General features: G+C 51.8%; 21 protein-coding genes and 1 tRNA gene. 10 read left to right on the top strand and 12 right to left on the bottom strand.

What is annotated here, in order from left to right; genetic code table 11:
- Positions 1-156: 156 nt before the first annotated feature.
- Positions 157-510, top strand: a complete 354-nt coding sequence (locus tag OGY68_RS00600) for a DUF4156 domain-containing protein (RefSeq protein WP_003025468.1) — start codon at positions 157-159, stop codon at positions 508-510.
- A gap of 88 nt (positions 511-598) precedes the next feature.
- Here the strand turns inward: OGY68_RS00600 and yjeJ are convergent, their stop codons facing one another.
- Positions 599-1,462 carry a YjeJ family protein gene (gene yjeJ / locus OGY68_RS00595; RefSeq protein ID WP_057066607.1) on the bottom strand — a complete coding sequence of 288 codons (864 nt, stop codon included), beginning with the start codon at positions 1,460-1,462 and terminating at the stop codon, positions 599-601.
- A gap of 183 nt (positions 1,463-1,645) precedes the next feature.
- The gene (epmB, locus tag OGY68_RS00590; RefSeq protein ID WP_008785989.1) at positions 1,646-2,674 is read right to left on the bottom strand and encodes an EF-P beta-lysylation protein EpmB; all 1,029 of its coding nucleotides are present in this window, start codon (positions 2,672-2,674) and stop codon (positions 1,646-1,648) included.
- Positions 2,675-2,715: 41 nt separating this feature from the next.
- Here epmB and efp point away from each other — a divergent pair, with 41 nt between their 5' ends.
- The 3 genes from efp (at position 2,716) to ecnB (ending at position 3,728) form a co-directional block, all read left to right on the top strand.
- A complete protein-coding gene (efp, locus tag OGY68_RS00585; RefSeq protein ID WP_003025478.1) occupies positions 2,716-3,282 on the top strand; it encodes an elongation factor P in 567 nt (188 codons plus the stop codon).
- Positions 3,283-3,339: 57 nt separating this feature from the next.
- Positions 3,340-3,474: a lipoprotein antitoxin entericidin A gene (gene ecnA / locus OGY68_RS00580; RefSeq protein ID WP_003830568.1), complete on the top strand. Its 135-nt coding sequence runs from the start codon at positions 3,340-3,342 to the stop codon at positions 3,472-3,474.
- A 107-nt stretch (positions 3,475-3,581) separates the two neighbouring features.
- Positions 3,582-3,728, top strand: coding sequence for a lipoprotein toxin entericidin B (gene ecnB / locus OGY68_RS00575; protein ID WP_003025482.1), 147 nt, complete (start codon positions 3,582-3,584; stop codon positions 3,726-3,728).
- Between the two features lie 36 nt (positions 3,729-3,764).
- Here ecnB and OGY68_RS00570 read toward each other — a convergent pair whose 3' ends face one another.
- On the bottom strand, positions 3,765-4,364 hold the full coding sequence (locus tag OGY68_RS00570) for a LuxR C-terminal-related transcriptional regulator (protein ID WP_048236298.1): 600 nt from the start codon (positions 4,362-4,364) through the stop codon (positions 3,765-3,767).
- Positions 4,365-4,620: 256 nt separating this feature from the next.
- Between OGY68_RS00570 and sugE the strand changes: the two genes are divergently transcribed.
- The gene (gene sugE / locus OGY68_RS00565; protein WP_000118520.1) at positions 4,621-4,938 is read left to right on the top strand and encodes a quaternary ammonium compound efflux SMR transporter SugE; all 318 of its coding nucleotides are present in this window, start codon (positions 4,621-4,623) and stop codon (positions 4,936-4,938) included.
- Here sugE and OGY68_RS00560 read toward each other — a convergent pair.
- Both OGY68_RS00560 and OGY68_RS00555 read right to left on the bottom strand, forming a co-directional pair.
- The gene (locus OGY68_RS00560; RefSeq protein WP_001221666.1) at positions 4,935-5,468 is read right to left on the bottom strand and encodes a lipocalin family protein; all 534 of its coding nucleotides are present in this window, start codon (positions 5,466-5,468) and stop codon (positions 4,935-4,937) included. The two genes, sugE and OGY68_RS00560, sit on opposite strands and share 4 nt — an antisense overlap.
- A 93-nt stretch (positions 5,469-5,561) precedes the next feature.
- Positions 5,562-6,707 (bottom strand): class C beta-lactamase CMY-183, encoded by a 1,146-nt coding sequence (locus tag OGY68_RS00555; RefSeq protein WP_048215094.1) that lies wholly within the window; start codon positions 6,705-6,707, stop codon positions 5,562-5,564.
- 131 nt (positions 6,708-6,838) lie between these two features.
- Here OGY68_RS00555 and ampR point away from each other — a divergent pair, with 131 nt between their 5' ends.
- Positions 6,839-7,714, top strand: a complete 876-nt coding sequence (gene ampR / locus OGY68_RS00550) for a LysR family transcriptional regulator AmpR (protein ID WP_057066605.1) — start codon at positions 6,839-6,841, stop codon at positions 7,712-7,714.
- A gap of 41 nt (positions 7,715-7,755) precedes the next feature.
- Here ampR and frdD read toward each other — a convergent pair whose 3' ends face one another.
- Genes frdD through frdA form a run of 4 tightly spaced genes read right to left on the bottom strand, consistent with a single transcriptional unit; the run spans position 7,756 to position 11,046 of the window.
- A complete protein-coding gene (gene frdD / locus OGY68_RS00545; RefSeq protein WP_003025535.1) occupies positions 7,756-8,112 on the bottom strand; it encodes a fumarate reductase subunit FrdD in 357 nt (118 codons plus the stop codon).
- 10 nt (positions 8,113-8,122) lie between these two features.
- Positions 8,123-8,518 (bottom strand): fumarate reductase subunit FrdC, encoded by a 396-nt coding sequence (gene frdC / locus OGY68_RS00540; protein ID WP_003025537.1) that lies wholly within the window; start codon positions 8,516-8,518, stop codon positions 8,123-8,125.
- Between the two features lie 10 nt (positions 8,519-8,528).
- Entirely contained in the window at positions 8,529-9,263 is a 735-nt protein-coding gene (gene frdB / locus OGY68_RS00535) for a fumarate reductase iron-sulfur protein (protein WP_003025540.1), read from the bottom strand.
- Positions 9,256-11,046: a fumarate reductase (quinol) flavoprotein subunit gene (frdA, locus tag OGY68_RS00530; protein WP_057066604.1), complete on the bottom strand. Its 1,791-nt coding sequence runs from the start codon at positions 11,044-11,046 to the stop codon at positions 9,256-9,258. Before frdA ends, frdB begins: the two co-directional genes overlap by 8 nt.
- A gap of 324 nt (positions 11,047-11,370) precedes the next feature.
- Here frdA and epmA point away from each other — a divergent pair, with 324 nt between their 5' ends.
- The gene (gene epmA / locus OGY68_RS00525) at positions 11,371-12,348 is read left to right on the top strand and encodes an elongation factor P--(R)-beta-lysine ligase (RefSeq protein WP_048215093.1); all 978 of its coding nucleotides are present in this window, start codon (positions 11,371-11,373) and stop codon (positions 12,346-12,348) included.
- A gap of 214 nt (positions 12,349-12,562) precedes the next feature.
- On the top strand, positions 12,563-14,065 hold the full coding sequence (yjeM, locus tag OGY68_RS00520) for a glutamate/gamma-aminobutyrate family transporter YjeM (protein ID WP_008785995.1): 1,503 nt from the start codon (positions 12,563-12,565) through the stop codon (positions 14,063-14,065).
- 181 nt (positions 14,066-14,246) lie between these two features.
- Here the strand turns inward: yjeM and mscM are convergent, their stop codons facing one another.
- The 3 genes from mscM to rsgA all read right to left on the bottom strand — a co-directional run bounded on the left by mscM (position 14,247) and on the right by rsgA (position 19,692).
- Positions 14,247-17,561: a miniconductance mechanosensitive channel MscM gene (mscM, locus tag OGY68_RS00515; protein ID WP_057066602.1), complete on the bottom strand. Its 3,315-nt coding sequence runs from the start codon at positions 17,559-17,561 to the stop codon at positions 14,247-14,249.
- A gap of 17 nt (positions 17,562-17,578) precedes the next feature.
- Positions 17,579-18,547 (bottom strand): archaetidylserine decarboxylase, encoded by a 969-nt coding sequence (asd, locus tag OGY68_RS00510; protein ID WP_008785997.1) that lies wholly within the window; start codon positions 18,545-18,547, stop codon positions 17,579-17,581.
- A gap of 92 nt (positions 18,548-18,639) precedes the next feature.
- A complete protein-coding gene (rsgA, locus tag OGY68_RS00505) occupies positions 18,640-19,692 on the bottom strand; it encodes a small ribosomal subunit biogenesis GTPase RsgA (RefSeq protein WP_170974257.1) in 1,053 nt (350 codons plus the stop codon).
- A 105-nt stretch (positions 19,693-19,797) separates the two neighbouring features.
- Here rsgA and orn point away from each other — a divergent pair, with 105 nt between their 5' ends.
- Positions 19,798-20,343: an oligoribonuclease gene (orn, locus tag OGY68_RS00500; RefSeq protein ID WP_020996267.1), complete on the top strand. Its 546-nt coding sequence runs from the start codon at positions 19,798-19,800 to the stop codon at positions 20,341-20,343.
- Between the two features lie 196 nt (positions 20,344-20,539).
- Positions 20,540-20,615, top strand: a tRNA-Gly gene (locus OGY68_RS00495).
- The last annotated feature ends 3 nt before the right edge of the window (positions 20,616-20,618 follow it).

Here is a 20,618-nt window from a genome sequence, read left to right as displayed (position 1 = left end):
CCTGCCTGCAACTTGAATTATTTGATTAAATACGCATCTCGCGAAAAATGAGAAACCCTCGGGCAGAAATGTCTGGGGGTTTTTCTTTTGGTCATCTTTTTAGTATATGATTCAGCTACGGACATAAGGTCCAACTAATTGAATATGGGGAATGACATGCACGTGAAATATTTAGCAGGGATCGTTGGTGCCGCGCTACTGATGGCGGGTTGTAGCTCCAGCAATGAACTGAGTTCAGCCGGGCAAAGCGTACGTTTTGTTGAAGACAAGCCTGGCGCAGAGTGCCAATTGATAGGCACTGCAACCGGTAAGCAAAGCAACTGGCTTTCAGGCCAGCACGGCGAAGAGGGCGGCTCAATGCGTGGCGCAGCAAACGATCTGCGTAACCAGGCTGCGGCAATGGGCGGTAACGTGATTTATGGCGTCAGCAGCCCATCGCAGGGAATGCTGTCCAGCTTTGTTCCTACCGCCAGTGAGATGATTGGACAGGTTTATAAGTGCCCTAATTGAGAACTGCTGCTGATGCCGGATGGCGACGCTAAAGCGTCTTATCCGGCCTACGGTACGAATGATCGTAGGCCTGATAAGCGCAGCGCCATCAGGCATTCTGAGTCTTATGCGCAGACTGAACGCGTAAATGATGCAATGCGCGCAGGCACTGATCCTGATTGAGCTTTTGCGTCTTATCACCCGTCAACGTTCTGACAAACACCTGGCACGGTACACCGGCAAGTTTTTTCAGCCGCGGGCTGAAGTCGAGAAGGCGGCGAGTAATGGCTTCGGCTTCTTTGCTACCGGAAAGGGCGCGAGTTTTCACGATCGAACCACAGAACTGGGCTTTTCCTTTATCATCTGTATAGCGGTAAATAATCGCCAGATAATGATTAAACAGGTTATGTTTCCATTCGGGTTGTGTATAAGAGTCGTATTCCAGATTGTCGTTTTGCTGACAATCAACATCGTACAGCGGCAGGAAATCCAGCAGCGATGTTATTCGTAGCGCGAGTTCTCTCATGCCAGCATTATTTATTGCGTGAATAATTGCATGCGCCAGCACCTGAATCTGTAATTCATTAACCAGTAATTCGCATGTTTGTCCGTCATGCAACGTCAGAGAAAATGTTAAATTCTCGCCTTTGTCATCCACTAACATCAGCGAATTTATGCGGCGGTTAATATCCGCATTTTTTAGTTCATCTTCCTGAATTGACGGGATATTCTCGTGCATTTTTTTGCTGGCTTTATCACATGCCTTTTCATATTGTATACGCTCGTCTTTGTTTAGCTGAGAAATAGCGTACAGCCGGCTCTCCAGCGCAATAAGCAGGTCTCTAAGTCCAAGTGGAGAGAGAAAAAAGAGTGATTCCTTGTTTCTTGGTTCTTTTATTTTTAATACCATGGCAACAAATTCATTCTTTTGACGAATAATGCCAGTATTAATGCCCTTAATACTTATAGCCATAAAAGGTTCTCCCTAACCATATATTTATTAATATTCTGCATTTGAAATTATTGATAAAATTTGCGAATGAATGATTTAACTGCGCTAATTAAAATAGCACAGATTAAAAGCGAGGCTCCACTTGTGGGGATTTAAATAATAAGTAATCGTGGTGAGTGTCCGGAATCGGACACTCAGTAATGGCTATTGTTGACGTAACTGCAGATCCAGCGGTGTTTTACTTGGCTCTCCACCAATTTCACGCGCCAGTTTGGGGACCATATAGCCGGAAACTAGCGTCAGAAGCTCACGCATAATGCGACGCGCTTCATCGTCGCTTACCATAAAGTGTGCGGCACCCTGCACTTTATCCAGCACGTGCAGGTAATAGGGCATTACACCGGCATCAAACAGTGCGTTGCTAAGGTTAGCCAGGGTTTGTGCGTTATCGTTCACGCCTCGCAGCAATACGCTCTGGTTGAGTAACGTAACGCCCGCGGCGCGCAGACTGCTCATCGCCTGGCGAAACGTCTCATCAATTTCATTGGCATGGTTAATGTGATTGACCAGCAGAATTTGCAAGGAGGAGTGCGCAAAACGCTCGACCAGTCCTTCTGTAATGCGCGCCGGGATCACTATCGGCAAACGGCTGTGAATACGCAGACGCTTAATGTGCGGGATAGCTTCCAGTTGCGTGAGCAACCAGTCCAGTTCGTGGTCCTTGGCCATTAACGGATCGCCACCAGAGAAGATGATTTCATCCAGCTCAGGGTGCGCGTTAATGTAGTCGATGGCGACCTGCCAGTTGCGCTTATTGCCCTGATTTTCGGCGTATGGGAAATGCCGGCGGAAGCAATAGCGACAATTTACCGCGCAACCGCCTTTAACCAGCAGCAGTGCCCGATTGCGATATTTATGCAGCAGACCGGGAACCACGCTGTGCTGTTCTTCCAGTGGGTCGGTTGAGTAGCCTGGCGCGGCCACAAACTCTTCCTGGGCAGTCAGTACCTGACGTAAAAGCGGATCGTCCGGGTTGCCTTTCTCCATGCGGGCAATAAACGCACGCGGCACGCGCAGGGCGAAAAGCCGTCTCGCGTCGCGTCCGGCCAACAGTTTTTCATCTGCATCTATGTTCAAAAGATGCAGAAGTTCATCGGGATCGGTCACAACATCGGCAAGTTGCGATAACCAATCTTCTCTGGATGGGGTATTTAGGGTTACAATATGCGCCATTTTGTGGCTTAGCTACCAGTTAACAATTTTCAGAGGGCCTTATGGCAACGTACTATAGCAACGATTTTCGTGCTGGTCTTAAAATCATGTTGGACGGCGAACCTTATGCGGTTGAAGCCAGCGAATTCGTTAAACCAGGTAAAGGCCAGGCGTTTGCGCGCGTTAAGCTGCGTCGCCTGCTGACCGGTACTCGCGTAGAGAAAACCTTCAAGTCTACTGACTCCGCTGAAGGCGCAGACGTAGCCGACATGAACCTGACCTTCCTGTATAGCGACGGTGAGTTCTGGCACTTTATGAATAACACCACTTTCGAACAGCTGGCTGCAGACGAGAAAGCGGTAGGCGATAACGCTAAATGGCTGCTGGACCAGGCTGAATGCATCGTGACCCTGTGGAACGGTCAGCCGATCTCCGTAACTCCGCCGAACTTCGTTGAGCTGGAAGTTGTTGAAACCGACCCAGGTCTGAAAGGCGATACCGCTGGTACTGGCGGCAAACCGGCTACCCTGTCTACCGGCGCAGTCGTTAAAGTTCCGCTGTTCGTACAGATCGGCGAAGTGATCAAAGTGGATACCCGCTCCGGCGAATACGTTTCTCGCGTAAAATAAGTCTTCCATTTGATCTTATGGCGCAGGTTGCTGCGCCATACTTTTTCCAGGGCAGGAATGATGAAACGTCTTCTCGGTCTTGTAATGCTACTCCTTTTCACCAGCACCCTTCTGACAGGATGCAATACCGCACGCGGCTTCGGTGAAGACATCAAACATCTTGGCAACTCAATTTCACACGCCGCCAGCTAATCCTTTCATATAGTCTTAAAAACGGTTGTTTATCCATCACACTCCCGGATCTTGTCTATTATTAAGTAGCTATACACAAACAATATTGGCTAGAAAAGGAAGACGTTATGGTTAAGAAGACAATTGCTGCGATCTTTTCTGTGTTGGTACTTTCTTCCGTTTTAACCGCGTGTAATACCACACGAGGCGTAGGACAGGATATCTCTGAAGGCGGTAGCGCAATCTCTGGTGCAGCGACAAAAGCTCAGCAATAGCAATAATGAAGAACGGTACGACGTCGTGTCGTACCGTTAATCACCCTTCCTTGGGAGTGACAGGAACGGCGAGAAGCGGTTCCCCAGGTGCAGTTTCATACGGATATTCCGCTTATAGGTGTAGACCGTTTTGCCATGAATGCTGAGCGCGGCGGCAATGGCATTGTTACTCACACCATCCATCCACATTGATAATACTTTCTCCTCTTGCGGCGTAAGCAAAGGCGTGGCGTTTTTGGCTATTTCTAATGCGGGGCGAACCTGAAGCGCTTCCTGAATTGTGTGGGAGAGTGTGTTCAGCGTGGTGTGCTTGGTCAAGACCGAATGGGCTACGGATTGAGAGGGCACGATGGGGGCATGCTGTCTGTCTGCTGATTGCAGTAAAATCAGTGGGATGACGCCACAACTCATAAAAAAAGGTTTAATTGGCGGACTGGAGTGCGTCTCGCTAATAAAACTGTATAAATCCGCGATCACCAGATGCGGTTTCCATTGCAAAATATGCTCTTTTGCTAACAGGAGATTATTGATTCCTGATACCAGAAATGAGGAGCTGAACCTGCCAGAATGATTAAGCAAGGCCTCTATCCCTGTGCGGGTAAAGTGGCACCGGTCAATCACTAAAATTTTAAGCATAAACGTTTCGCATTCAGAAGAGGGGCAATCGACTTTCTGGTTTCAGAAAGCCCTTCATCATAGAGAACTCCGATGAGTGCCAAATGCGGGAACTACGCCGCTAATTATGCTTAATTCTTGCTTTTAGCAGGCAGTGAATAAAAAGGTTGAAATTCATTTTCTTCCGGGCAAAAATGCCATTTCACACATCAGCTTTGCAGGACGACCTGCAAACGCTTCATTCACCGGGGACGGCCCCATAGTTCTGGAGCCTGATATGTCCTGGATCGTTTTATTAATTGCAGGTTTGCTCGAAGTCGTATGGGCGATTGGCCTGAAATACACCCACGGTTTTACGCGTCTTACGCCAAGCATTATCACTATTGCGGCGATGATCGTCAGCATCGCCATGCTCTCCTGGGCAATGCGCACGTTGCCTGTTGGAACAGCTTATGCGGTCTGGACCGGTATTGGCGCTGTTGGGGCGGCCATTACAGGGATTTTACTGCTGGGTGAGTCTGCCAGCCCGGCACGTTTGCTGAGCCTTGGGCTGATCGTTGCTGGTATTATTGGTCTGAAGCTGAGCACTCACTAAGCGCCAGGCTGTTTCACCCAAATCAGTTTATTCACTTCAAACCCTTCCCGGGTCGCGATGGCTAACATTTGCTGTTTCATTTCATCTGAAATAGTAGGGGTCCGTGAAAGGATCCACAGGTAGTCGCGATCCGGGCCACAAACCAGCGCGTGACGATATTCCCGGTCGAGTGCAATTACGTTATACCCGCCATAGAAGGGGCCGAAAAAAGAAACCTTAAGCGCGGCTCTGCTTGGGTCGCCGGTGAAATAGGCTTTCCCTTCCGTTTTCTGCCACATCTCCCTGTCAGGGTTATAGCCCTTGTTAATAACGTTGATGCCGCCGTCGTCGCGCAAGCTGTATGTTGCGGTCACTTTATCCAATCCGCGCTCGAAACGATGGTCGAAGCGCGCAATTTCATACCAGGTTCCCAGATAGCGTTTGGCATCAAAGTTATTTACCACGGTAACGCCTTTCGGCGGTGTCGGGGAGCTACACGCGACAACCAGGAATGCAGCCGTAACTGCAGCAACGACGGGCAAAATGCGCATGGGATTTTCCTTGCTGTATTTTTGTTAAGTGTAGATGACAACAGGAAAAAAAGAGAAAGAAAGGAGGCCCAATATCCTGGGCCTCATCGTTAGTTATTGCAGCTTTTCAAGAATGCGCCAGGCCGCCTCGACACGGACAGGGTTAGGATAGCTTTTGTTTGCCAGCATCACGATGCCAAGGTTTTTTTCTGGAACGAAGGCTACGTAGCTGCCAAATCCTCCAGTGGATCCCGTTTTATGCACCCATGAGGCTTTCACAGCGGGGGCAGGCGGGTTTACCTCAACGGCGGGAAGCGCTGCCAATGCCACTTTGCTGTCGCTACCGTTGATGATTGAATCAGCTTTCAGCGGCCAGTTCAGCATCTCCCAGCCTAATCCCTGGTACATATCGCCAATACGCCAGTAGCGAGACTGCGCAAGCGCAATGCCCTGCTGGAGCGTTTTCTCCTGAACGCGGCTGGCGTCCATGTTGACCTGAACCCAGCGGGCCATATCAATAACGCTGGATTTCACGCCATAGGCTTCGGCGTCAAGTTGTCCCGGAGAAACGTGTACAGCCTTCCCTTCGCGATAGCCCCAGGCATAATCTTTTTGTTCGTTCTGCGGAACTGTAATCCAGGTATGCGCCAGTTTTAATGGTTGCAGGACGCGTCTGGTCATTGCCTCTTCGTAACTCATTCCTGAGGGTTTCACCGCCAGCGCGCCAAACAGACCAATGCTGGAGTTAGCGTAAAGACGCTTAGCGCCCGGGGCCCATTGCGGCTGCCAGTTTTGATAAAAACGCAGTAATGCGGCTTTATCCGTAACGTCATCGGGGATCTGCAGCGGCAGGCCGCCTGCCGTGTAGGTGGCTAAGTGCAGCAGGCTGATACCCTGCCACTGTTTGCCTGTCAGTTCTGGCCAGTATTTCGTGACCGGATCGCTGAGCTTAATTTCGCCACGGGCGATAGCATCGCCGCCCAACACGCCGTTAAACGTCTTACTGACCGACCCTAGCTCAAACAGAGTTTGCTGCGTGACTGGGTGGTTATTGGTGATATCGGCTTTACCCCAGGTGAAATAATAGGGTTTTCCCTGGTAGATAACGGCAACGGCCATACCCGGAATAGCCTGCTCCTGCATCAACGGGGTGATGGTGCGATTAACGATATCGGCAATCTGTTGTTCTGTTTTGGCGGCGGCAAACGTGGAGAAAGGGGCTGTCAGCAGCAGAGCGCAGCATAACGATTTTTTCATCATGAAATCAGTTCCGTAATTAAAAGCAAAAGGGTGTCCGGGCCCGTCAGACGCAATCAGTGTGTTTGATTTGCACCGTGTTGACAAACGGTTAAATTTAGCAGCAGATATAAGTTTTTCTAACAGGCCGGATGATGACGCGTAGCTATATCCCTCTTAACTCGCTGCGGGCTTTTGAAGCCGCGGCCAGACATCTCAGTTTTACCCGCGCCGCGATTGAGCTCAACGTGACGCATTCTGCCATCAGTCAGCATGTAAAAGCACTGGAGCAGCAGCTAAATTGTCAGCTTTTTGTGCGCGGTTCTCGTGGATTAATGTTGACCACTGAAGGGGAAAGTCTGTTACCTGTACTTAATGACTCTTTCGATCGTATGGCGGGGATGCTGGATCGTTTTGCCACCAAACAGACCCAGGAAAAACTTAAAATTGGCGTGGTGGGGACCTTTGCGGTTGGGTGTCTGTTTCCTCTACTGGGCGATTTTAAGCGCAGTTACCCGCATATTGATTTGCATATTTCTACCCATAATAACCGCGTGGATCCCGCTGCCGAAGGGCTGGATTATACCATTCGCTACGGAGGGGGAGCCTGGCACGATACCGACGCGCAATATTTATGTAGCGCGTTGATGTCTCCACTGTGTTCGCCAACATTGGCTTCGCAGATTCAAACGCCTGCGGACATCCTGAAATTTCCGTTATTACGATCGTATCGGCGGGATGAATGGACGCTTTGGATGCAGGCCGCCGGAGAGGCGCCCCCGTCACCGACGCACAACGTGGTGGTGTTTGATTCGTCCGTCACCATGCTGGAAGCCGCGCAGGCGGGGATCGGTGTGGCAATTGCACCAGTCAGAATGTTCACGCATTTACTCAGTAGGGAACGAATCGTTCAACCGTTTTTAACGCAGATTGATTTGGGAAGTTACTGGATAACGCGTTTGCAATCGCGTCCGGAGACACCCGCGATGCGTGAATTTTCCCGTTGGTTGACAGGAATACTGCACAAATAAAAAGGCCCGCCAATGGCGGGCCTGATAATTAACGCATGTACTTAGATGGTCAGAATACCAATAGCCGTTACAACGGTCAGGATTGCTGCCAGTCCGTAGAAGACCCATTTGCCAGCAGGCACGTGGATTTTCAGGTCATGCATCGCGTGGTGCATACGGTGTAAACCACACCACAGCGGCAGAACGATCATCAGGAACAGAAACGCACGTCCGATGAAGCTCTGAGCGAATGCCAGTACGCGTTCATAGCTGAAAGCATCAGGAACAAAGCCCAGCGGCAGCATAATACCTACCAGCAGGATCATTACTGGCGCAATGATTGCGCTCCACATACCGCCTGCACCAAACAGGCCCCAGAATACGGGTTCGTCAGAGCGTTTTGGATTTGGATTAATCATTCCGGACTCCTTACCAGAACAGGGCAACAAACAGTATGACCACTGTCGCAACCACAGTAACTGCCCAGAGACCTTTGATGATCGGCTCTGGCCCCATTTTTTCGTCTTTAACGATGATGTTGGCTGCTTTTGGCGCCAGCTCAAACCAGGTTTTGGTATGCAGCAGCGCTGCTGCCAGGGCGATAATGTTAAGGATTACCACCACCGGGTTTTGCAAAAAGGCGACAAAGCCCATCCAGGACTCTGCACCATGCTTGAGTGCAAACAGGCCGATAATCAGTTCAATGCTGAACCAGACTGCCGGAACTGCCGTGCCTTCACGCAGCATGTAAAAACGATAAAATGGCAGCTTTTTCCACCAGGTGGACGTCATTGGCCGCACATAGGCTTTACGTTTAGTCGTCATCGTGCACTCCTTAGCGTGGTTTCAGGGTAGCGATAAGAAAGTCTTTTGAACTTTCAACTTTACCCTGCTGAATGGCCGCAGCCGGATCGACGTGTTTCGGGCAGACTTCGGAGCAGTAGCCCACGAAAGTACAGGTCCAGACGCCGTTCGGGCTGTTCAACTGAGCCATACGCTCCTTCTTACCGTGGTCGCGGCTATCTTCGTTGTAACGATGCGCCAGCGTAATCGCAGCCGGTCCAATGAACTCAGGGTTCAGGCCGAACTGCGGACACGCGGCATAGCACAGACCACAGTTGATGCAACCGGAGAACTGATGATACTTCGCCATCTGCGCCGGAGTCTGGGTGTTTGGACCCTGATCCGGTGTACGCGGGTTACCGATAATGTACGGTTTGATCGCTTCCAGGCTTTCGATAAAGTGCGTCATGTCGACGACCAGATCGCGTTCAATCGGGAAGTTGCCCAGCGCTTCAACCTTCATGCCGTTGGTGTAATCACGCAGGAAGGTTTTGCATGCCAGTTTCGGTACATTGTTGACCATCATGCCGCAGGAGCCGCAGATCGCCATACGGCAGGACCAGCGGTAGCTCAGGTCCGGTGCCAGGTTATCCTTGATGTAGCCCAGCGCATCCAGCAGTGACGTGGTTTCATCATAAGGAACTTCGTAGAAAGCACTGTGCGGCGCGGTATCGGTTTCCGGGTTATAGCGCACCACCTCAACTTTCAGGTTTTTCATCTCAGCCATTCGCCTTCTCCTTCTTATCGGCTGCTTCCGCTTCGCCACCGTAAACACGTTTAGCTGGTGGCAGAGTGGTGATTTTCACGTCGCTGTATTCCAGGCGAGTCGTGCCGTCAGCATCGCGGAAGGCGAGGGTGTGTTTGAGGAAGTTCACATCGTCACGCTCGGTGCAGCCTTCATCCAGACGCTGGTGCGCGCCGCGGGATTCTTTACGCGCCAGAGCAGAGTGCGCCATACATTCAGCAACGTTCAGACCGTGACCCAGTTCGATGGTATACAGCAGGTCGGTGTTGAAGACGCTGGAGGTATCAGTGATACGTACGCGCTTGAAGCGTTCCTGCAGTTCTGCCAGCTTATCAACGGTTTTCTGCATGAGTTCCGGCGTACGGTAGATACCGCAACCTTCTTCCATGGACAGGCCCATTTCGTCACGGATCTTAGACCAGTTTTCGTTACCTTCCTGGTTAACCAGATCTTTCAGACGTTTTTCAACGTCAGCAACCTGTGCATCAAGAGCGGCACTGTTTGCAGCGCCAGCCGTTGCAGCGCGTTCTGCTGCCTGCTCACCGGCCATACGACCGAAGACCACCAGTTCTGCCAGGGAGTTAGAGCCCAGACGGTTAGCGCCATGCAGACCAACAGAGGAACATTCGCCGACAGCGAACAGACCTTTAATGCGGGTTTCACAGTGCTGATCGGTTTCGATACCGCCCATGGTGTAGTGCGCGGTCGGACGTACCGGGATCGGTTCTTTAACCGGATCGACACCCACGTAAGCTTTTGCCAGTTCGCAGATGAACGGTAAACGTTCGAGCAGTTTTTTCTCGCCGAGGTGACGCAGGTCGAGGTGAACCACATCGCCACGCGGAGTGGAAATGGTGTTGCCTTTGCGCCATTCGTGCCAGAACGCCTGAGAAACTTTGTCGCGCGGACCGAGTTCCATGTATTTGTTTTTTGGCTCGCCCAGCGGGGTTTCCGGACCCATGCCGTAGTCTTGCAGATAACGGTAGCCGTTTTTGTTGACCAGAATACCGCCTTCACCACGGCAGCCTTCAGTCATCAGGATACCGGAGCCTGGCAGACCTGTTGGGTGATATTGAACGAATTCCATATCACGCAGCGGAACGCCGTGGCTCAGCGCCATGCCCATACCGTCACCGGTTACGATGCCGCCGTTGGTGTTGTAACGGTAAACACGACCTGCGCCGCCCGTTGCCATAACAACAGCGTTAGCACGGATTTGCACCAGCGTGCCTTCCATCATGTTCATGGCAACCAGGCCGCGAGCATGACCGTCGTCAACCAGGATATCCAGAACGAAGTGTTCGTCAAAGCGCTGAATCTGCGGGAACTGCAAAGATGTTTGGAACAGCGTATGCAGCATGTGGAAGCCGGTCTTATCCGCGGCAAACCAGGTACGCTCGATTTTCATGCCGCCGAAGCGACGTACGTTGACGCTACCGTCTTCACGACGGCTCCACGGGCAGCCCCATTGTTCCAGTTGCGTCATTTCAGTTGGGCAGTGGTGGACAAAGTAATCCACGACATCCTGCTCACACAGCCAGTCTCCGCCTGCTACCGTATCGTGAAAATGGTAGTCAAAGCTGTCATGATCCTGCGCGACAGCAGCAGAGCCGCCTTCGGCAGCAACGGTATGGCTGCGCATTGGGTACACTTTTGAGATCAGTGCGATTTTAGCGTTGGGATTTGCTTGTGCGGCAGCAATTGCAGCACGTAATCCCGCGCCACCGGCGCCTATAATGGCAAGATCGGCTTGAAAGGTTTGCACGACATTCCTCCAGATTGTTGTTATTTCATCCCTGCCTGAAATCAGATGCTTCATCGGCTTCAAACAGGTTATGAACGCGTTTCCACTGCTCCTTTATAGGTACAATAGTATAGTCTTAGGGATGTGCGGGAAATTTGACGTGTTCGATTTTTTTAGCGTGTCATAGGGGGGAATTATCATTGAATTTGATTAATTTAATTACTAAACCACCCTAAGTCGCTTTTTTTATCCAATTGCCAGTGATGATTAGTGCTGCCTGAAATTTGTCTCGTTAGCGCGATACGAGTAGACTTCGTGCCCTTGTCATAAATCGGAGAAACAACCATGAGCGAAACGGCAACCTGGCAGCCGAGCGCGTCCATCCCCAATCTGTTAAAACGTGCAGCAATTATAGCGGAGATTCGCCGCTTTTTTGCCGATCGTGGCGTGCTTGAGGTTGAGACCCCTTGTATGAGTCAGGCAACGGTAACGGACATCCACCTGTTCCCGTTCGAAACGCGTTTCGTTGGCCCTGGACACTCCCAGGGAATGAATCTCTATTTAATGACCAGCCCTGAATACCATATGAAGCGCCTGCTGGTGGCAGGATGCGGCCCGGTGTATCAACTGTGCCGCAGCTTCCGTAATGAAGAGATGGGGCGCCATCATAACCCTGAATTCACCATGCTTGAGTGGTATCGTCCGCACTACGATATGTATCGCCTGATGAATGAAGTGGATGATTTGCTCCAGCAGGTGCTGGACTGCTCACCTGCGGAAAGCCTTTCTTACCAGCAGGCCTTCCAGCGCCATCTGGAGATTGACCCGCTGTCTGCGGATAAAACCCAACTGCGGGAAGTGGCGGCGAAATTGGATCTCAGCAATATCGCTGATACCGAAGAAGACCGGGATACCTTACTGCAACTGCTGTTTACGATGGGTGTTGAACCGCATATTGGTAAAGACAAGCCGACATTTGTGTATCATTTCCCGGCCAGCCAGGCATCACTGGCGCAAATCAGTACCGAAGATCACCGCGTGGCTGAACGTTTCGAGGTTTATTTCAAAGGTATTGAGCTGGCGAATGGTTTCCATGAATTAACCGACGCGCGCGAACAGCAGCAGCGGTTTGAACAGGATAACCGCAAACGTGCCGCACGAGGCTTACCACAGCAACCTATCGATACCAACCTGCTGGAAGCGCTGAAAGTCGGCATGCCGGATTGCTCAGGCGTGGCGCTGGGCGTTGACCGTCTGGTGATGCTGGCGCTGGGCGCAGAGAGCCTGGCCGAGGTAATCGCATTTACCGTCGATCGCGCATAACTTACTCTTCTGCAATACAAAGTGGTGGCTTAATCGCCACTTTGTAGCATATTTTTTCATTTCCCCTCCAATGGCCACAATTTACACCTGGATATTTGATATCGTTTAGGTATCAATTCTGTGTTGATTTTTTTATCGCTGAACTCTGCAAAGAGAGCAGTGCCAACCGGTGAGCGGCGTTTGTTAAACGCTTGCCAGAGTAAGGGATGGTTTAATGACCCAAACAATAAAAAAGATGAGCCTGATAGGTCTCATTCTCATGATATTTACGTCAGTTTTCGGTTTTGCTAATAGCCCCTCCGCGTTCTATTTAATGGGGTATAGTGCAATACCGTGGTATATATTTTCTGCATTATTATTCTTTATTCCATTTGCTTTAATGATGGCGGAAATGGGTTCTGCCTATCGGAAAGAAGAGGGGGGAATCTATTCGTGGATGAATAATAGCGTTGGACCACGCTATGCGTTTATCGGCACGTTTATGTGGTTTTCTTCTTATGTGATCTGGATGGTTAGTACTGCGGCGAAAGTCTGGGTACCTTTTTCAACCTTCTTGTTTGGCGCAGATATGACGCAGCACTGGCGTATTGCAGGGCTTGAGCCTACGCAGGTTGTCGGACTGCTCGCAGTCGGTTGGATGATCCTGGTGACCTGCGTGGCATCCCGGGGTATTAATAAGATTGCGCGTATTACGGCTGTAGGTGGAATTGCCGTAATGTGTCTTAATTTAGTTCTGTTGTTAGTGAGTGTCGCTATTTTGTTATTAACTGGTGGCCACTTTGCACAGGATATTAATTTCATCTCTTCGCCTAATCCCGGATATCAGTCTGGACTGGCAATGTTGTCATTTGTTGTGTTTGCCATTTTTGCTTACGGCGGAATTGAAGCTGTGGGGGGACTGGTTGATAAAACAGAAAAACCAGAAAAGAACTTTGCAAAAGGCATTGTCTTTGCCGCTATTGTCATTTCTGTTGGTTATTCACTGGCCATCTTTTTATGGGGCGTTAGCACCAACTGGCAGCAGGTATTAAGTAATAGCTCAGTTAACCTCGGGAATATTACCTATATCCTGATGAAAAGCCTCGGAATGACGTTGGGTAACGCGCTACATCTTTCCCCTGATGCCGCAATGGTGATGGGCGTATGGTTTGCACGTATTACCGGGCTTTCCATGTTCCTTGCCTACACCGGCGCTTTTTTCACCCTCAGCTACTCACCGCTGAAAGCGATTATTCAGGGCACGCCGAAGGCGTTGTGGCCCGCGCCGATGACCAAACTGAATGCCGTAGGGATGCCGACGACGGCAATGTGGTTACAGTGCCTGCTGGTGAGCCTGTTTATCCTGTTGGTTTCATTTGGTGGCGATACGGCTTCGGCGTTCTATAACAAACTGACGCTGATGGCGAACGTCTCGATGACGCTGCCGTATCTGTTCCTGGCGCTGGCGTTTCCGTTCTTTAAATCCCGTCCGGGTCTGGAAAGGCCGTTTGTTGTCTTTAAAACCCGAGCGGCGACGCTGCTGGCAACGGGAGTGGTCGTGCTGGTGGTGACGTTTGCTAACGTGTTCACCATCATCCAGCCGGTAATTGAAGCCGGAGACTGGAACAGCGCACTGTGGATGACCGGCGGTCCGATCTTCTTCTCACTGCTGGCGATGGCGATTTATCAGAACTACAGCCGTCGCACGACCAACGAGCCTGAGTGGGCGGTGGAATAAAGGCCATCTGGCGTTTATTGCCTGTTGCCGATCCGGACGCATATTAAGCCCGAAAATGTCTGTGGTCGGCGATGAAATGCCCGATGGCGCAAGCTTATCGGGCCTACAGGTTAATTGCAGACCCGTAGGCCGGATTAGACCCAACGGGTCGCCATCCGGCATTTCTTGCCTGCATTGTGCGTTACAAACTCCCTGCCGGGCGACTGCCTCTTCCTGCAGAACTTAATGTTCTCCCTGTTTGCTTACCGCCGAGGCTCTCCAGACGCATCTGGAACGGAGGGAACGGCATATCAATACCGTGCTCGCGGAAGCCTGCCAGAATTAGCTGGTGGATTTCATGGCGCAGCGGCATGCGATGCCCCATCTCGGCGGCATAAATACGCAGTTCGAAGATTTGAATCCCCTGCTGCAGGTCAACCAGGAAGACTTCAGGTGCCGGATTATCGATAACCAGCGAACAGCGCTGCGCGGCAGTCAGCAGGATCTGCGTAACCTCCTCGCTGTTCGCCTCTGACGGTGCCGGGATGGTTAACACCACACGGGTGACCGAATCGGATAACGACCAGTTGATAAACTGTTCGGTGATAAAGGCTTTGTTGGGCACGATGATCTCTTTGCGGTCCCAGTCGCTGATAGTGGTGGCGCGGGTATTAATTTTCGTCACGCTACCGGTAAGATCGCGAATCGTCACCGTGTCGCCAATGCGGATTGGTTTTTCAAACAGGATAATCAGGCCGGAAATAAAGTTGGCGAAGATCTCCTGCAAACCAAAGCCCAGACCGACACCGAGAGCCGCCACCAGCCATTGCAGTTTGGACCATTCAATACCGATCATCGAGAAACCAACCAGACCGCCAATCAGCATCAGCAAATACTTGGTAATGGTGGTGATGGCATAACCGGTGCCGGGGGTTAAATCCAGATGTTGCAGTAGTGCCAGCTCCAGTAGTGCGGGTAGGTTGCGCACTAACTGGGTGGTGATGATGAATACCAGAATCGCGATAAGCACCGCGCCCAGCGTTATCGGTTCTAAGCTTTCCACGCCCTGAACCGTGGAGGTGACATCCCACAATGAGATGTTTTCCAGGAAGCCGAAAGCGGAGTGAATTTCTGACCACAGTACAATGACCGAGAGCAGGGCGATAAGCATCAGGATAGAACGCACCAGGCGCAGCGATTGCGCGCTGATAGCATCCAAATCCACTTCGCTTTCATCAACGTCGATCGCGCCTTCAAGGCTGGTGGAATGCGGCGGTTCTTCTTCGCCCCGCGCGCGCTGCGCCAGCATTTCAGCGCGTCGATGCTTGGCGCGGTCAAACGCCAGGCGGCGACGCTGAATCAGCATCCAACGGCGGATAACGTGATACACCACCAGTAATAAGAACCAAATCGCTACAGACGTTTCCAGACGTGCCAGCAAGGCTTGTGATGTGGCGAGGTAGCCTACTGCCGCGGCGAGAATGGCAATCAGCGGCGCACCCATCAGCATATTCCACAGCATGCTGTTGACCATGTTATCGCTGTTGCCCTCTTTATCGAGGTACAGCGGTATCCCGGCGCGTTTCAGGCTCAGGGTTACGACAGCCAGCGCACCGCAAATCAGAATAAAGCACAGACGCCCCAGTGAGGCGGAGAATTCCCGGTCATTGAGGTTATCAAACATAATCACCGCCATGATCAACGGGACAATCAGCCCGATGCTCATCAGGTAATAGTGCATGGCTTTCGCGACGCGGTTCCGCGGCCAGCCAAAGTGGGCAATGAACAGACCGTTGGGACGTGCAAAGGTGGCGCAGATCATTACTGCCCACAGCATGGGCACCGTGGCGGTAACGCCATCGCCGATCGCGACAGCCAACGGATAAGGCCAGGCTTCCTGCAATCCGTAACCGAGCGTTGCCCACAGCACTGGCAATGGTGAAGCGACGAGTATTGACCAGAATACCGTGCGTATTGTCAGCCAGAAGTGGTCCTGGGTGACTTTCCCGACCCGCGCGGACGAGCGTTCAAGGAAACGGGTGAAGTGCTTGCGCGAAGAGAGGCTAAAGCCAACTAACACCAACGCCGCGAACAGCGGTAGCAGCGTTTCTTTGCTGGTCAGCATCATGATGCTGGCTTTGCCCAACTGATTAAACGTATCTAATGAGATCAGACGCCGCAGATCCTGAACGATGTCGACAGGCCAGGAGAGCGAGATAGGGCTAACGTCTGACGTCCAGAACAGGTAGCGGTGTGTCGCTTCATTGACCTCTTTTAGCGCATCTTCCAGTTGGCTGTTGGAAACTTTGAGCTTGGTCAGCTCAAGGATCAGCGTATCGCCGCCCTGTAACAATGAGTTCAGCAGCTCACGCTGGGTGCGTAGCTGGGCGTTGAGGATGCTGCTCTGTTCAGCGGTCAGCGGTTGTCCATCGGCCTGATGAATCTGACGCAGCTGCGGCTGTTTGTTGAGGAGGTCCTCATAGCGCATGCGGTGTACGCGAAGCTGCGCCATTTCGGTATCCAACTGCTGAGGTTTAGGCATTTCCGGCAGACGGGATACCTGCGCTCGCAGCGCTTCTCCCAGCATATTTGAAACCCCAAGCCACTGAGACTGCTCTCGCAGCGTATTCAATGCCTGACGCACCTGCAGCGTTTGGCTGGCGGCCTGACGCTGCTGCGAAGCGACCAGATCCATACGCTGTGCTTGCTGGTTTAAGGCCTGAGACAGCTCGCGGTTTACCTTGAACTGGTCGACAATGCCTTCCGGCAGTCCCGCGCTGTTTTCCGCCAGCAGTTCAGTGCTTTCCAGCGCTCGCTCAGCTTCACGCTGACGTTGACTGTTAAGCTGGTTGCGCAAAGCCTGCAGGTAAGCGTCGAGTTGTTGACTCTGTTTTTCCGCCAGTTCGGAGCGCATACGCGCCAGTTCCTGACGGTTATTGGCGGAAAGCTGCGCCAGCTCCAGTTCATCGACCTGGGCTTTAAGTTTGGCGGATTCAGCCTGCATCGCCTGATTCTGTGCGGAATTACCGTTGGCGGTACCAATGCGTCGCTCAAGCTCATTGAGCTGGCGGCGGGCATCGGTTTGCTGTTGAGGAAGCTGGCTTAACGAGTCGGCGATTTCCCGGGCGCGATCCTGCTCCTGTTGGGCCTGACGACTCTTTTCCAGCAGTTGGCTGCTAACCTGGAGGATCTCCTGGTTTAACGCATCGGTAGTGAGTCCGGTTGGCACATTGCGCGGTTCATCACGCAGGTTGCTAAGCTGCGCGCGTAACGTTGCGGACAGCTTGGGGAAGTTATCAATAACCTGCTGATATTGCTGGGCGCGCTCGAGAGCGCCTTTACGCTCCTCAAGGGCATTCAGCGCGGACTGGAGCGCCTCGACGGTTTCTGGCTGAGCGGGTTTTGCCGCTTTTGCCTGCTCCAGTTCCTGGGTGAGTTGTTTGGCATCGGGGGCCGTCGCAGCGTACGCCCCCAGGCTGAGGCACCAGGCCATCAGAAAAGTGATAATCAGGCGCACAGCAGCGATTCCTATGTTTAACTTTCGTCTTTTTTGTCGTCAACCAGCGGGCTGGCATCGTGTTCTGCTTCGATCTCTTCTTTCGCCAGCGGGGCCGGTTCTGCCTCTGGCGTCACGAAAGTCTCGGTCGAGATGGCCATTGGTTGGCCGATTTTGGTCACGGACAGATCCTGCAACTGCTCAACCAGGTTAACTTTGCCAGGTGCGAACAGGTTGATGACGGTGGAACCGAGCTTAAAGCGGCCCATTTCCTGACCTTTCAGCAGCGCCACCGACCCTTCGCTTTCGCCTTCCGGCCAGGTCCAGCGCTTGATGACGCCTTCACGCGGTGGAGTAATGGTGCCAGCCCATGCGGTTTCAATACTGCCGACGATGGTCGCGCCGACCAGAATCTGCACCATCGGGCCAAATTCGGTATCAAACAGACAGATTACACGTTCGTTGCGGGCAAACAGGTTCGGTACGTTTTGCGCAGTCAGGATGTTTACAGAGAAGAGATCGCCCGGCACGTACATCATTTCACGCAGGATACCGTTACACGGCATGTGTACACGGTGGTAATCGCGTGGAGACAAGTAAGTGGTTACAAACGTACCGTTGCGGAATTTGTCCGCCATCTGATAGTTGCCAGCCAGCAGCGCTTCAAGGGTATAGCTGTGCCCTTTAGCCTGCAGCAGTTTGTCTTCCTCGATGTTGCCTAACTGGTTAATCACACCGTCAGCGGGCATGACCAGTACGTTTGGATCGGTATTAATCGGGCGAGCATCATCGCGCAGCGGGCGAACAAAGAAGTCGTTGAAGGTGCGATAGCTGGCGGTGTCCGGCTTTTGCGCCTCTTTCATATCGACCTTGTAATATTTCACGAACAGATCGATAACCAGTTTGGTCAGCCATCCCGCTCGTTTGCTCGCACCCCAACCCGCCAGGCGAGTGAGCCATAGTTTCGGCAGAATGTATTGTAGCGAAAGCTTAAATGAGTTTAACAAGGTAGCCTCCAGGCCATAATTTGTTCCCGATCCGGCATACGGGCCGGATCCTGAAAAAAGGGGGACGATTCTAGCGATGCTTAGCTTAGTTGTCAGTTGTCTGTATCAGAAAAGTTTTTACGCGTTTTTACCTGCGCCATGCTTTCCAGGATGCGGTGATAATTTTCAAACCGGGTTTCGGCTATGGCCCCTTTTTCTACAGCCTCACGGATAGCGCAGCCTGGATCGGTATCATGCTTGCAGTCGCGGTATTTGCAATGGCCCAGGTAGTCATGAAATTCGACAAAGCCATGCGTGATTTGTTCCGGCTCCAGATGCCACAGTCCAAACTCACGTACACCAGGGGAGTCGATAACGTCGCCGCCGTGCGGGAAGTGATACAGGCGAGAGGCCGTGGTGGTGTGCTGTCCAAGGCCGGAGTTGTCAGAGACATCATTGGTCAGGATCTCTTCCTGCAGGCCGAGGAGGTTATTGAGCAGGCTGGATTTACCTACGCCCGATTGACCGGCAAAAATGCTGATGCGATCGGTTAATGCTTCTTCAAGCGGTTTCAGGCCGTCTTTTGTGCGGCTTGATACCATCAACACCCGATAGCCAATGTTGCGATAGATATCCATCTGTTCGTTAACGAAGGCCATGCCTTCATCATCCAGCAGATCGATCTTATTCAGCACGATAATCGGTTCAACGTGTAGCGTTTCGCAGGCTACCAGATACCGGTCGATAATATTGAGTGACAGCTCGGGTAAGATGGCTGAGACAATAACGATCTGGTCGATGTTGGCGGCAATAGGCTTTACCCCGTCGTAAAAGTCGGGGCGTGTCAGTACCGAGGTACGATCGTGTACCGCTTCAACGATACCTTTGACATTCACGCCTTCAGCTGCCGCTTTACCCGGGCGCCAGACTACGCGATCGCCAGTAACCAGCGAGCGAATTGTACGGCGGATGTTGCAGCGGTGAATTTCACCGTCAGCAGACTCTACGTCGGCATGCATGCCAAAACGGCTGATAACGATGCCTTCAGCGGTTTCGCCAAACAGGTTGTCGTCGTAGTCGGGCTTCTCCGTGGACGTTTTAAGACGACGCTGGTGATTGGCGTTCACACGGCGCTGTTGGCCTTTGGAGAGTTTATTCTTACTCAATCGGACTGGCTCCTGGTCGCCCATGATGGGCAAAACATTTATGATACACACAATTTTAGATCAATGTAGTCACACTGAATGTGACGCTGAAGGGTGGAAAATAGCATGAGTGCCAATGAAAACAACCTGATTTGGATCGATCTGGAGATGACAGGTCTGGATCCCGAGCGCGATCGCATTATTGAGATCGCCACGCTGGTGACGGATGCCAACCTGAATATTCTGGCTGAAGGACCGACAATTGCGGTGCACCAGTCCGACGAACAGCTGGCATTAATGGATGACTGGAACGTACGTACGCATACCGGTAGCGGGCTGGTGGAGCGCGTGAAGGCGAGCACCATGGGCGATCGTGAAGCTGAACTGGCCACGCTGGCTTTTTTGAAAGAGTGGGTTCCGGAAGGGAAATCACCTATCTGCGGCAACAGCATCGGGCAGGATCGTCGTTTCCTGTTTAAATACATGCCGGAGCTGGAGGCGTATTTCCATTATCGCTATCTGGACGTCAGTACGCTCAAAGAACTGGCGCGTCGTTGGAAGCCGGAAATCCTTGCGGGCTTCACCAAGCAGGGAACACATCAGGCGATGGACGACATTCGTGAATCTGTTGCTGAGCTTGCTTACTATCGCGAACATTTTATTAATCTTTGATTTTGTTCTCCGGTGGCTTGCGCCACCGGTTTTTTGACGCTAAATTGTTCAGCTTGATTGCAAATTAATCACTTGAACGAATTTTCGAAAAAAACGCTTTCAGGGGGGTTGCAGCTAAACGGATTTCTCGTATAATGCGCCTCCCGTAACGACGCAGAAATGCGAATTACGACAGCAACAAAAGCAGTACAGATTTGCGGGAATAGCTCAGTTGGTAGAGCACGACCTTGCCAAGGTCGGGGTCGCGAGTTCGAGTCTCGTTTCCCGCTCCAAAA

This window comes from Citrobacter sp. Cpo065 (assembly GCF_030332805.1).
Classification (GTDB): domain Bacteria; phylum Pseudomonadota; class Gammaproteobacteria; order Enterobacterales; family Enterobacteriaceae; genus Citrobacter; species Citrobacter portucalensis.
The sequence above is the reverse complement of the archived record's forward strand: the minus strand, read 5'-3'. Positions and strand labels throughout refer to the sequence as shown.